Here is a 12022-nt window from a genome sequence, read left to right on the forward strand (position 1 = left end):
AGCTGTGAAAATTAGTCATTTTATATGACTTATTGGGTAAAATTGAGTTTTTTTGGATTTAACCTGCATCCATAAAAAAACTCCCGTTGAATAGCACAACGGGAGTCGTAGTTTTATTAGAAAATGTCCGCCATTAAGCAGCAGTTTCCTCTTCAGTTTTGTCAATCAATACCTGACCACGGTAGTACAATTTACCTTCATGCCAGTGTGCCCTGTGATACAGGTGCATTTCTCCGGTTACGGAATCCTTGGCAATTGTAGGTGCGGTGGCCTTATAGTGGGTTCTTCTTTTGTCCCTTCTGGTTCTTGATATTTTTCTTTTAGGATGTGCCATTATATAACCTATTTATCCGTTAGTAACTTCTTTAAATCGTCCCATCTGGGATCTGTATTTTCTGATTCTTCCTTGATTTCTTTTGGCTGTAATTCTTCCAGCTTATCCAAGATCTCTGATTTTAACGACCCATCCTGTACGCCAGGGTGAACCCGTTTGGGCGGAACAGCAAGCGCCAACATTTCATACACATACTGTGCTATGTTGATGCGGTACTCACCATGGGGAATGATCAAAATCTCATCGTTTTCATCATTGAATTCATCCCCAAACTTGATAACAAGCTTTAAATCGGACGCTATGGGCAAATCAAAAGGTTCGCCTGTTAGGTCACAATCCACGTTTACCGTTCCTGATGCTGTCAGTTCAAGTTCCATCATATTGTTCAGCTTGTCCAAAATGGCGGTCAGCTGCACTGCTGCATCATTAAATTCTTGGTATTCAAAAGACTCAAAGAACGTGTTGTCAATCTTGTACTCAAACGTGTGCTTTCCCAACTTCAATCCCGAAAAAGGAATAAAAAACTCCTTTAGCTCCATCATTTATACACTTAAGGTTTGTGTACCAGCCCCATAAAGGCGGGGGCAAAGATACTACTTATTTGTAAATCTACAATTCCAAAACCATATTTATGACCCTGTTCTGTAAAATTTAACTTGCCTTCTTTGTTTTTTGTTTTTGCAGCGGGTTCTTATTCAGTTCCTCATACTCCGATCTGTTGCGCAAAACCTGCATTGCCGTAAACACTGCCTCTTTGAAAGAGCTTTCGTCCGCTTCTCCTTTACCTGCTATTTCGTACGCGGTTCCATGGTCCGGTGAGGTTCGTACTTTGGCCAGGCCTGCGGTATAGTTCACTCCTTTTCCAAAGGAAAGCGTCTTGAATGGAATCAATCCTTGGTCGTGGTATGCCGCAAGGACCGCATCGAAATTCTGATGTGAGTTGGAACCAAAAAAACTATCGGCCGAATAAGGGCCATAAGCCAAAATTCCCTTGTTAAATAGTTCTTGTACTGTCGGTTTAAGGATTTTGTCATCCTCCTCCCCAATTGTGCCGTTATCGCCACTATGCGGGTTTATTCCCAGTAAAGCAATTTTCGGTCGCCTGATACCAAAATCCATTTTCAGGGATTTTACCATGGTCTCAACCTTGTCCCGAACGAGTTTTGGGGTAATGGCTTCGGCCACATCCTTTACTGCAATATGATCTGTTAGCAAACCAACCCTTAGCGAATTCGCGACCATAAACATTAGGCTTTCTCCCTGTAACTCCTGGGCCAGAAAATCGGTATGGCCCGGAAACTTGAAATCGTCCGCTTGTATGTTGTTCTTGTTGATGGGTGCAGTGACCAAGACATCTATTTTATCGGTCTTAAGTGCGTTTACGGCTGCCCGGAGGGATTTGATGGCATATTTGCCCCCTTCTTCGGTTGCTTTCCCAAATTCAATCTTCGGAACCTCCTTCCAGACATTTACAATATTGACTTTGCCTTCAACCGCTTGGGCAGCATCCCTTATTCCATGAAAGCTAATATTCAAACCCAAATCGTTTTTCTGTTGCGAGACGGTCTTGTTGGATGCGAAAATTACCGGAGTGCAAAACTCCATCATTCGGGAGTCCAAAAAAGTCTTTAAGGCCACTTCACAGCCAATTCCGTTTAGATCGCCAATGGAAATCCCCAATTTTATTTTTCCCTTTTCCTTCATATAATCTATACCGATATAGCGTACATTTACACTACAAAACTACTCAATTAAAAAGATTCATGTTTACTGGAATTATTGAGACTTTAGGAAGGGTTGAAAAATTAGAAAAAGAAGGTGAAAATCTTCATTTGACCCTTTCTTCGGAAATAACTTCTGAACTAAAAATAGACCAAAGTGTGGCCCATAACGGGGTATGCCTTACCGTAGTCGCCATTGAAGGGAACAACTATACGGTTACTGCCATCGAGGAAACCCTACTAAAGACCAATCTCAGGGATTTGAAGGAGGGGCAGCATGTAAATCTGGAACGCGCCATGGTGCTCGGGGCCCGGTTGGATGGACATATTGTGCAAGGACATGTGGATCAAACTGCTTCTTGCATATCTATTGAAGAAAAGGACGGTAGTTGGATTTTTAGTTTCGCATACGATTCTAGTTTAAACAATGTGACCATTGAGAAAGGCTCCATTACCGTTGATGGGGTAAGTTTAACCGTAGTGGATTCCAAAAAAGATGGTTTTAGTGTGGCGATCATACCCTATACCTATGAGCATACCCGCTTTTATTCTTATAAGTTAGGGACAACGGTCAATTTGGAATTTGATGTAATCGGGAAATACGTGGCCCGCTTGATGGAAAATAGAAGTTAAGCGGGAGGCACTAGATGTTGGGTCTTGGGTCTAAAAGCAAACTCCCCAATACTTGGGGCTATACCTTAATGAATATCTTCCGCTTGTACATGATGTACGCCAACAGGCAATAAAACGCGGCCACGGACAATCCATAGAGCATGGACGAGAGTTTCATGGACATAAAATCGTGGACATAGACCGTATTGAAAAGCCAGCCATGAATGGAGTTTTCCCCATCCACCTTGATCAAATAAAACAGTTTGGTGATAAAACTGGACAAGAAGTACACGGCGATGGCATTGGCTCCAGCATATCTGAAAATACTGCCAAACTGAATTTTCTTTTCATCGGTTATAAAATAAATCAAAGCCAACACCAAATTGGCCCAACCTGCGGTTACCAATACAAAGCTGCTGGTCCAAAGCGCCTTGTTGATTGGGAAAACCAAATCCCAAATATGCCCAAGTACCACAAAAGCTACACCCAAAACCACCATCAGTTTTAGTTTGTCCTTGCGGTCGGAGGCCAAAACTAATCCTGTGAAGATTCCCAAGAGCGAACTAACAATAGCCGGAAGAGTACTCAACAATCCTTCTGGGTCATAGTCCGGTTTATAATTATGCGAGCCGAAGATTTTCACATCCAAATAGTTGGCAAAATTGTTTGGTGCCCTTTCCAGGGTAGATGCCACTCCCTCAACAGGAATTAAGGTCATAAGGGCCCAGTATCCCAATAAAAGGGCGGCGGCAATAGCAATCAGTTTTTTCCAATCAAAATTCAAAAATAGAATCGACGCAAAGAAAAATACGACCCCGATACGTTGTAAAACTCCGGGAAAACGTATCGCAGAAAACTCTTTAATAAATGGGAAGCTTATGGTAAACGCACCTAGGAACAATCCCAAACCAATAAGTTTGAGACTTCTGATTGAAATTTTCTTATACGTGGCCGCTTCGGCCGTCTTGTTTTTATAAGCAAACACTATGGAGGTACCCACAATAAAAAGGAAAAATGGGAATACTAAATCTGTAGGGGTATAGCCGTGCCATGAGGCATGCAATAGGGGAGCATATACATTGGACCATGTGCCCGGGGTATTTACCAAAATCATCAAGACTATGGTCAAGCCTCTAAAAATGTCTACGGCTACAATCCTATTCTTCATGGCTTCCTATAGAATATCGTCTTTCATTTTGCCCCAAGCTCTTATGAGTAAGATTCCGGAAACCAATGCAATTGCGGTCATGATCAGCGCAGAGGTGGTTTTGCCGTAAATCCAATGTCCTGTTGAGAACATGAGTGAGTAAATCAAAACCACACCCAGAAGCATGGCTGCTATTCCTGAAGGAACGCTCCACTTTTCCCCGTTATCAATTTCAATCCCTGAAGCTTTGGCTTCGTTGACCACCTTGCCCCATCCAGGACCTCCAGGCTGTATTTTTTTGTAAAAAGACTGTAGCACATCACTGGATTCTGGCTGTGTGACAAAGGTCGCCACTAACCAGATGATGCTTGTAACTATCATCACAAATGGTATTTCCCCCCAATCAGGGAAAACCCCACCATCGGTGGCAAATAACATTGGGCCCAACGGAGTTGCCTTTAGCAATATGGACAAAATACCGGATGCAAACATGGCCGAAATTTCGGTCCAGGCGTTAATACGCCACCAGAACCACCGAAGAATAAAAATAAGCCCCGTTCCCGCACCGAAAAGCAAGAGCATATCAAAAATTTGCATTGCATTCTGCATGGCCAAGGCCAAAAATGCACTTAAAACCATTAGTACAACTGTGGACAAACGACCTACATTAACCATTTGTTTTTCTGTTGCATCGGGATTGACCTGCTTTTTATAAAAGTCAAAAACAATATAAGAAGACCCCCAATTCAATTGGGTGGAAATTGTACTCATATAAGCCGCGACCAAGGAGGCCAAAACAATGCCGAGCAATCCACTTGGCAATTTGGTCAGCATGGCGGAATAGGCCAAATCATGACCCAGTTTATCCGCACCAACATTTGGAAAGGCTTCTGAAATACTTGCTATATCCGGATAAACCACCAAGGACGCTAAAGCAACCAAGATCCAAGGCCATGGTCTTAGGGCATAATGCATAATGTTAAAAAAGAAGGTCGCTGCAATGGCATGATTTTCGTTTTTTGCAGCCAACATTCGTTGCGCAATATATCCTCCACCCCCAGGCTCCCCACCTGGATACCAAGAGCTCCACCATTGTACCGCCAATGGAATAACCAAAAGGGTAATAACCGCTTTGGTATCGCTCATATCGGGTATAATGCTGAGTTTGTCCCTTACGTTTTCATTTTCAACAATCGCTTGAATACCGCCCACTTCTGGAAGATTCACCAAATAGAATGCGGCGCCGATGGCTCCCGCCATGGCCACGAAAAAGAGTAAGAAATCGCTATAGACAACCCCCTTAAATCCTCCCAAGGCACTGAAGACTACCGTAATCAATCCGGCCCCAACCACGGTAACCCATGGTTCCAGGTCCAGCATCACCCCGCCAATCTTGATGGCGGCGAGTGTCACTGCCGACATGGTGATTACATTGAAGATCAGACCAAGATAGACCGCTCTGAATTTTCGAAGAAAGCTTGCGGGCTTTCCGCCATAACGCAGTTCATAAAACTCAAGGTCTGTTTTAACATTGGATTTACGCCAAAGTTTGGCATAAACAAATACCGTTAACATTCCAGTTATCAAGAAACACCACCAGCCCCAGTTACCTGAAACACCCTTGTCACGGACCAAATCCGTCACCAAGTTGGGGGTGTCGGTAGAAAAGGTGGTAGCTACCATAGACATTCCCAACAACCACCAAGGCATACTACGGCCCGATAAAAAGTATTCTGTTGAGTCTTTCCCAGATTTTTTGGATACGTAAATCCCAATGAAAAGTACGATTGCGAAGAATCCGAAGATTATGAAATAATCTAAAGTTTGAATGTCCATTTGGTTATCGTTGGTTAACTGCTAAAGGTATAATTTTTTGGGATACCTTTGCCCTTTGTTCGCTAAACACCCGATTTGACCCTATCGACAACATTGGAGCCTTCTTTAATGGCCTGGGGGCTAGCGTTTACCGCTACTTTTCTAATGGGAACCTCCAAAGCCGGTCTCAAGGGACTCGCCACTTTTAACGTCACTTTACTTGCGTTGGCATTTGGCGCAAGGCAATCCACCGGCTTGATCATGCCCCTACTTATTGTTGGGGACATTTTTGCGGTAATCTACTATAATCGGCATGCTCAATGGAAGTATATTTTGCGGTTTTTGCCCTGGATGTTGGGCGGAATCCTTATCGGTGTCGTTACAGGTAAAGATTTGCCGGAAGAAGAGTTTAAGCTTGGAATGGTTGCCGTTATCTTTATTAGTTTGGGATTGTTGATTTGGTGGGACAAACGCAAATCAAGCCATATCCCCACGCATTGGCTCTTTGCCGGACCGATTGGGATCATGGCGGGAATCTGTACCATGATCGGCAATCTTGCCGGGGCATTTACCAACATTTTCTTTTTGGCAATGCGATTGCCAAAAAATGAATTTGTTGGCACAGCGGCCTGGTTGTTCTTTATTACCAATCTGTTTAAACTTCCCTTCCACATTTTTGTTTGGAAGACCATTACTTGGGAAACCCTGCTCATTGATGTTAAATTGCTGCCGGCCATAGCTCTTGGATTGGTCTGTGGTGTGGCCATAGTAAAAATGATCAACGAGAAAAACTATAAACGATTCATTTTGGTGGTCACGGCCTTTGGGGCCATAGTCATGTTGTTCAGGTGATGGAATACCCGTTTTTATCCCATTGATCAAAATCCTATCTTAAGGCGCTGAAACTTAGCGCTCCGCAATTGGGCAGTCGCTTTTGTGCAAATCAACCTTTATGGGAAATCGAATTCAAACCATCGACGTTTTAAGGGCGCTGACCATGTTCCTTATGATTTTTGTGAACGACCTTTGGTCCTTGACCGGGGTGCCCGACTGGCTAAAACATACAGCGGCCGATGAAGATGGAATGGGGTTTTCCGATATCATTTTTCCTTTGTTCCTATTTATCGTGGGACTTTCGATTCCTCTTGCCATAAACATCAGATTTCAAAAAAAGGAGACCGTTGCCAAAATATCTTGGCATGTCCTGGTTAGAACCTTGGCGTTGTTGGTCATGGGCGTTTTCATGGTCAATTTTGAATCCATTTACGATAAGGCCATGATCATGAATAAAAGTATTTGGGAGATCATCATGGCATTGGCCATCTTTTTAATCTGGATGCATTACAAACGAAATCCGAAAATCAGTAAGGTTCATGAAAACGTGTTGAAAGGGGTCGGGGTCTTACTGCTCATCTTTTTAGCATGGATCTACAAAGGCGGTTCGGCAGAGGAAACCATTTGGATGAGAACCCATTGGTGGGGAATTCTTGGGTTGATCGGGTGGGCCTATTTGCTCAATAGTTTCTTGTACCTATTCCTGCGGAAAAGGGGGGTGCTCTTACTCGTGGCTTTTGTGATTTTGCTATTTATGAACGTTCAGGAAAGCGGCTATTTTGAGATGCTTCCTTCTTTTAAGATCGTTATCAGCGCCTCAAACCATGTATTGGTGATGGGCGGTGTTTTGTGTACCGTGCTTTACCTAAAATTCAAGGAACAAGGAAGGGGAATCATTTCGTTTCTGGGCATAATTTCAGTGATGGGAATGGTCTTTCTGGCATACGGATTTCTTATCCGGCCCGAATTTCCAATCTCAAAAATCCTAGCCACACCTTCTTGGACCGCTATTTGCATCGGCATAGGGCTTTTGAGCTATGTGCTGCTATACCTATTGGTGGACATTCTTGGCTACAGCAAATGGGCAAAACCCATAAAACCTGCAGGCACCAGCACCTTGACCTGTTATTTAATGCCCTATTTTATTTATCCGGTAATTATCTTGATTGGTTTTCAATGGCCAGAATTCCTTTCCCATGGAATCGTTGGCATTGTAAAATCGCTGTTGTTTTCCTTCTTGATTATCCTTTTTGTCGGGTTCTTGGAGAAAAGAAACCTCACCCTAAAAATTTAAGGGTTTACTGGATTAATCCACCCAAAAGGAGGGTGCTACATTGCTTCCCAATACCCTACAATCCCCGCAGGCCCGTTCAATGGCAATAAACTCGGGTTCTTCCCCATAAGCGCTGGGATCGTTATACGTGACATGGCCAAGGCGAACACTTTCCATTAAAGTAAGTGGCTTAATGGGCTTACAAGGGATGGCATAGGAAGGTTTGCGTTCATTGTGGAAGAAGTCTTCATAGTCGAAGAAAATTCGTTTTTCAGAAATGGAGGAGACATCAAAATAACCAAGAACATGTTCTGCCTGGCTTAAATCCGAAAACACATTGCCTTCGAAATACCCTGGCTGATTTTCAGAAAAAACACTTTCCAAACTTGACAGTTCCTTCAGGGTCTCGTAGTAATTATATGCTTTTTCGGACATTGTAAACTGCCTAACCAAAATGCTGTATCTATGGGTAAGAATATAGTTGTTCCGGTTAATAAAATGAACATTGAACCGAACCAATCGGTCCTCTTCTGAATCATCGGTTCTAGTGATAATAATATTCCTGGAATGATCCGAACCGTAACATACACGGGCCTCCTCGGTTCTTGGTACCCGTATCAAAGTTTCGGTATCGGTGATGGCATGGGTGATGGCCCCTGCGGGCACATTGTTGTTATTCACAATTTTAAACTCCATCGGATTCCACCTTGGAGCGATTACGCGATAGGTTTCCTCATATTCAAAACGATAGAATCTAGAAGTCCCTGATGGGTCAAAACTGTCAAGAAAAATGGCCATGCCCTCCTCTCCAAATTCGTTAGTGGTCCTTACGGCGTATACACTGTCTATTTTGGCCTCGCTTTGAAGTTGTGCCGGGTTGGAGGTATAGGATCTACCATTGTTTGTTTGAACGGAAAGGGTGTAGGCTGTGTTTGGTTCCGCTTTAAATGGTGCGTCCGACATGTATTTTCCAGGGCTTACTTCAGAAAAGTTGAGGGTACGATTATCGTTGGTGACAATCTTTACTTGAGCATTCGTTTCGGCTGCTGCGCTATCTTGTTCAAACCGGTATGCCCGGCTCAGGACAATTTGTTGGTCCTTGAGCTCATCCGTAATAAATGCGTCAATCACCAAAGCACTTTCAAACTCCTCAATGGTTGCGTCAAATGGTTCTATACAGCCCGCTAGGGACAGTATGACCATCGTGGCACAAATACCTTTTATAAATTTCGGGTGTTCCATAGTTCACACATTCTTTGTTGTAATCCTGAGAGTTCATATGGATTCTTCGAAGAACCATTTGGACACATCAAATTCACGAAATGCTGGGAGACTATATCTAACTTACGAAAAACTACTGAATTACTTTTTAGGAAGCTCCCAAACTCGAAGAAGGTTTTGGGCGCAAAAAAGCCCCAGTGAGATGTGTGTCTGTTGACACAATCTCGCCTGCTCCCGAAGGTTGCAGGAAAAAAAGGAGCAATTTAAGGGGAAAAGCCAATTGGTAAAATTCCGCTGTAGCACCTATGAGAAAAAGTTGTTGACGGCTAAAGCAAAGCTATGTGGACTATCAAATTAAGAGAGTATGATGAGATTCAGTGGGATAATCTTAGTGAGTTGCTAAAATTCAACCTCGCCAGTGCAAATGTCGAAATAGCAAGGGCATTAATTGGAAGAAAAAACGAGAATACTGGATAACTTGAAACAAATCTAACTTTAAAGTCTCACATATTTTCTCTTTCTCTACTGCCTACTTTAGGTTTAAATGAGCCCAACATCAATTCAGCCAACAATGGTACAACATTCAATTGACCGATGAACTGCTCAGTATGTTCATTGTCAATAAACTCCTGACTCAATCTACCTGCTGGTATGGACTCCTTGGCCAAAGCTACTAGCTCGGGCATCATGGGCACCAAAAAGAAAAAGGCATTTATTGTCAAGAAAGCGACGGCAACGAATTTTAGCTTTAGCCAATTGGGTTTCTCGTTAAATGAAAAGTAAAGTACCATATCAGAAAGAATTTTCAAGGCAAGCCCTGGCAATATCAAGATATAGGCGCTCTTTTCCTTATAGACATAGACGTTATATACAGTATTAGCATCTGCATCACTAAAAATGATACCTATAACAATATGGGATAGGATACCACCAACGTACATGATAGTTCCTATCTCCTGTATAAAGTCAAGAGTTTTGTGAAGTTTCTCGTTGTTCACAACTTACTCTTTGGTTCCCATCCAAAATATGCCCACTGGATATAACTTATACGAGGCAACCGCATTTCTCACGAACGGTAATGGGTCTATGATGGACTTGGCCTCCTCTTCCGTATTGGCGTTGACAAAGAAGACAAAATCCGTCTTGTCATTCTCTTTTTGCGTACCCTCGATATCGAAATATACGTTCTCTATCTGTCCGGAGTTCCAAAGTTCCATCAACTTTTCATTCTGGCCGACCACCATGGTCCTTTCAGGTTTATAGTCGGTGTTCCAAACCGCTACGAACGAGCTTGTTCCTCCCCTTTCCTTTATGGCCTCTTCGTTCCTTTTCAGCCAAAGTGTCCCAACGGGATATGTGGTGTAGGTCGCAATGCCTTTTTCTACCACTACCAGACCGTCCAAAATGGTCTTTGCCTCGGTCTCGTCCGTTGCTTTCAGGGTGAATGTAATGTTCGGGAAATAGGAAAATTTATCGTATTTGGCCTCGGCATCGTAATAGACGTTTTCGACAATGCCGTCTTCCCAAAGTTTACGTAACTGGTCGGACTGGAGCATGGAGTTTTCCATAACCAATTTTTCATTTTTTGTCGCCCAATTGAATACAACCGCATAGTTCTGGGTAATTCTTCGGGTTTGCTGTTCTTCCTCAATGGCTTCAGTTCTGTCGTCCAGTTCCGTAGCCTGTTTTTTGCCCTGATCCTTACAGTTGGTAAGGAAAAGGGCAATCAGTGATAGTGTGATGATTTTTTTCATGGTTTGTGTTTAGTATGACTAATCTATTTTCTTGATGCGATTGGCAAAAATGATAAACCCCAGTCCACCGAGTACTATAAGAAAGCCTGCAACGGAAAGGCCGGAGGACGTACTTTTCAGCAGCGACATAAAAAGGACGAACGAACCTATAAAATTGATGGCACCGACCATTAGCCTGGTCATCAAAATGGACTTGTCCACTTTAAAGCTGCTTCGCAATACGGAAAAGGCGAACATTATCTCGAATAGACCATAGACCATAATGAAATAGGTGGCCATCTTCAGGAACATATCCAAGGTGTCGGGCCAAATTGCAATCAATATTGCAAAGGTCATCAGTCCTGCTCCCTGTAAAAAATGGAATGTTTTTGCAACCTTATGTTGTCCGTTTACCTGGGAAAAGATAAATGCCATTATTCCGGAAACTAAAAGGAAAAGTGGCACCAATATCTTGGAGGTTCCCACCCCGATAGAGGTTGATAGTAATAAGGTTATGCCCGCTGCGAGCATAGATATGCCGCTCAGGGTAAGGTAAATTGGTTTGTTCATAATTCTATTTTGTGATTATTGTTCAATTTAATGGGCGTCCCCCTTTTCCCCATCGACCCATCGTTGCATCATCACCCTTTGGGCGGGGGTCTGTTGGGTTCCACCTGCCAACACATCTAGGAACCTGTCCCAAAGGTTTTTCTTCTTATAAGCCTCTGTTTTTAATTGCTCATAGGCATCCATGTATTCGTCTGTGTATTTGTGCGCTTCCTCAATGGAGTAGCCAGAAGGTATGTGTTTTAATATGGTGTCGCTCAGTTCGTCTATTTCATCCGGAGTGCACTTTTCCATAAGCCCCAATTGGATTCCTATGGCATTGGCCTCTTTGCCCATGAACCCGTGGGATTGCATTAAACTGTTCCATAGTTCGCCCCAATCATCTTTTTTGTTTTCCGGAAGGCTTGATTGACCAAGGCTCTTCATTTTTTCATAGGAAGCCTCCATCTTGGAAACATGCCCCGGATAATCGTTCCATCTGGCAGAAAGGCCCTCGGTTGATTTTTCCTTTATCCTTGAAATGACAAACCGCATGATTTCCTCAAGATGTGATTTTGTGGCGTTGAAATCAATAATTTCACTGGCCCATTGTTGTTTCGTGGTTTCGGAGCCATACATATTGACCATTCCCGTTGCCTTGTCCATATCTTCTTTTAGGACCGCTCCCATGGATTTCATTGATGTCCAGTTTTCGGAAATTGATAAAGCATATTGCCGTATGGACACTACGGCTTCGATAATTGGGTTGAATTCTTTTTGTTCCAT

14 protein-coding genes are annotated in these 12022 nt (G+C 43.1%); 4 read left to right on the forward strand and 10 right to left on the reverse strand.

The features are described 5' to 3' along the window. Positions 1-133: 133 nt before the first annotated feature. From rpmF to pdxA, 3 genes are all read right to left on the reverse strand, one after another. Entirely contained in the window at positions 134-334 is a 201-nt protein-coding gene (rpmF, locus tag M3P07_RS08670) for a 50S ribosomal protein L32 (protein ID WP_249969512.1), read from the reverse strand. Between the two features lie 8 nt (positions 335-342). Then, positions 343-876, reverse strand: coding sequence for a YceD family protein (locus M3P07_RS08675; protein WP_249969513.1), 534 nt, complete (start codon positions 874-876; stop codon positions 343-345). Positions 877-985: 109 nt separating this feature from the next. Further along, positions 986-2038, reverse strand: a complete 1053-nt coding sequence (pdxA, locus tag M3P07_RS08680; RefSeq protein WP_249969514.1) for a 4-hydroxythreonine-4-phosphate dehydrogenase PdxA — start codon at positions 2036-2038, stop codon at positions 986-988. Between the two features lie 59 nt (positions 2039-2097). Between pdxA and M3P07_RS08685 the strand changes: the two genes are divergently transcribed. Continuing rightward, on the forward strand, positions 2098-2688 hold the full coding sequence (locus M3P07_RS08685) for a riboflavin synthase (RefSeq protein WP_249969515.1): 591 nt from the start codon (positions 2098-2100) through the stop codon (positions 2686-2688). 58 nt (positions 2689-2746) lie between these two features. Here the strand turns inward: M3P07_RS08685 and M3P07_RS08690 are convergent, their stop codons facing one another. After that, a complete protein-coding gene (locus tag M3P07_RS08690) occupies positions 2747-3835 on the reverse strand; it encodes an acyltransferase family protein (RefSeq protein WP_249969516.1) in 1089 nt (362 codons plus the stop codon). A 6-nt stretch (positions 3836-3841) separates the two neighbouring features. Then, positions 3842-5650 carry a sodium:solute symporter family protein gene (locus M3P07_RS08695; protein WP_249969517.1) on the reverse strand — a complete coding sequence of 603 codons (1809 nt, stop codon included), beginning with the start codon at positions 5648-5650 and terminating at the stop codon, positions 3842-3844. Between the two features lie 75 nt (positions 5651-5725). Here M3P07_RS08695 and M3P07_RS08700 point away from each other — a divergent pair, with 75 nt between their 5' ends. Together M3P07_RS08700 and M3P07_RS08705 are read left to right on the forward strand one after the other, a co-directional pair. After that, positions 5726-6481 carry a sulfite exporter TauE/SafE family protein gene (locus tag M3P07_RS08700; RefSeq protein ID WP_249969518.1) on the forward strand — a complete coding sequence of 252 codons (756 nt, stop codon included), beginning with the start codon at positions 5726-5728 and terminating at the stop codon, positions 6479-6481. A gap of 100 nt (positions 6482-6581) precedes the next feature. Beyond that, complete coding sequence (locus M3P07_RS08705) at positions 6582-7757, forward strand: heparan-alpha-glucosaminide N-acetyltransferase domain-containing protein (RefSeq protein ID WP_249969519.1); 1176 nt, start codon at positions 6582-6584, stop codon at positions 7755-7757. A 12-nt stretch (positions 7758-7769) separates the two neighbouring features. Here M3P07_RS08705 and M3P07_RS08710 read toward each other — a convergent pair whose 3' ends face one another. Further along, on the reverse strand, positions 7770-8978 hold the full coding sequence (locus M3P07_RS08710) for a DUF4249 domain-containing protein (RefSeq protein ID WP_249969520.1): 1209 nt from the start codon (positions 8976-8978) through the stop codon (positions 7770-7772). A gap of 259 nt (positions 8979-9237) precedes the next feature. On the opposite strand from M3P07_RS08710, the gene M3P07_RS17860 reads away from it, so the two are divergent. Further along, the gene (locus tag M3P07_RS17860) at positions 9238-9315 is read left to right on the forward strand and encodes a plasmid mobilization protein (RefSeq protein WP_417952744.1); all 78 of its coding nucleotides are present in this window, start codon (positions 9238-9240) and stop codon (positions 9313-9315) included. A 145-nt stretch (positions 9316-9460) separates the two neighbouring features. Here M3P07_RS17860 and M3P07_RS08715 read toward each other — a convergent pair whose 3' ends face one another. From M3P07_RS08715 to M3P07_RS08730, 4 genes are read right to left on the reverse strand one after another with little or no spacing between them, the layout of a single operon-like run. Further along, on the reverse strand, positions 9461-9955 hold the full coding sequence (locus M3P07_RS08715; protein WP_249969521.1) for an enoyl-CoA hydratase: 495 nt from the start codon (positions 9953-9955) through the stop codon (positions 9461-9463). A gap of 3 nt (positions 9956-9958) precedes the next feature. After that, positions 9959-10711: a hypothetical protein gene (locus tag M3P07_RS08720; protein WP_249969522.1), complete on the reverse strand. Its 753-nt coding sequence runs from the start codon at positions 10709-10711 to the stop codon at positions 9959-9961. A gap of 18 nt (positions 10712-10729) precedes the next feature. Beyond that, positions 10730-11260: a hypothetical protein gene (locus tag M3P07_RS08725; RefSeq protein ID WP_249969523.1), complete on the reverse strand. Its 531-nt coding sequence runs from the start codon at positions 11258-11260 to the stop codon at positions 10730-10732. A gap of 27 nt (positions 11261-11287) precedes the next feature. Next, entirely contained in the window at positions 11288-12022 is a 735-nt protein-coding gene (locus M3P07_RS08730; RefSeq protein ID WP_249969524.1) for a hypothetical protein, read from the reverse strand.

This window comes from Flagellimonas myxillae (genome assembly GCF_023502235.1).
Taxonomy (GTDB): domain Bacteria; phylum Bacteroidota; class Bacteroidia; order Flavobacteriales; family Flavobacteriaceae; genus Flagellimonas; species Flagellimonas myxillae.

Bases quoted from the DNA above. Each gene is read 5' to 3' on its own strand.
- rpmF (WP_249969512.1), bottom strand. From the start codon at position 334: ATGGCACATCCTAAAAGAAAAATATCAAGAACCAGAAGGGACAAAAGA.
- M3P07_RS08675 (WP_249969513.1), bottom strand. From the start codon at position 876: ATGATGGAGCTAAAGGAGTTTTTTATTCCTTTTTCGGGATTGAAGTTG.
- pdxA (WP_249969514.1), bottom strand. From the start codon at position 2,038: ATGAAGGAAAAGGGAAAAATAAAATTGGGGATTTCCATTGGCGATCTA.
- M3P07_RS08685 (WP_249969515.1), top strand. From the start codon at position 2,098: ATGTTTACTGGAATTATTGAGACTTTAGGAAGGGTTGAAAAATTAGAA.
- M3P07_RS08690 (WP_249969516.1), bottom strand. From the start codon at position 3,835: ATGAAGAATAGGATTGTAGCCGTAGACATTTTTAGAGGCTTGACCATA.
- M3P07_RS08695 (WP_249969517.1), bottom strand. From the start codon at position 5,650: ATGGACATTCAAACTTTAGATTATTTCATAATCTTCGGATTCTTCGCA.
- M3P07_RS08705 (WP_249969519.1), top strand. From the start codon at position 6,582: ATGGGAAATCGAATTCAAACCATCGACGTTTTAAGGGCGCTGACCATG.
- M3P07_RS08710 (WP_249969520.1), bottom strand. From the start codon at position 8,978: ATGGAACACCCGAAATTTATAAAAGGTATTTGTGCCACGATGGTCATA.
- M3P07_RS08720 (WP_249969522.1), bottom strand. From the start codon at position 10,711: ATGAAAAAAATCATCACACTATCACTGATTGCCCTTTTCCTTACCAAC.
- M3P07_RS08725 (WP_249969523.1), bottom strand. From the start codon at position 11,260: ATGAACAAACCAATTTACCTTACCCTGAGCGGCATATCTATGCTCGCA.
- M3P07_RS08730 (WP_249969524.1), bottom strand. From the start codon at position 12,022: ATGGAACAAAAAGAATTCAACCCAATTATCGAAGCCGTAGTGTCCATA.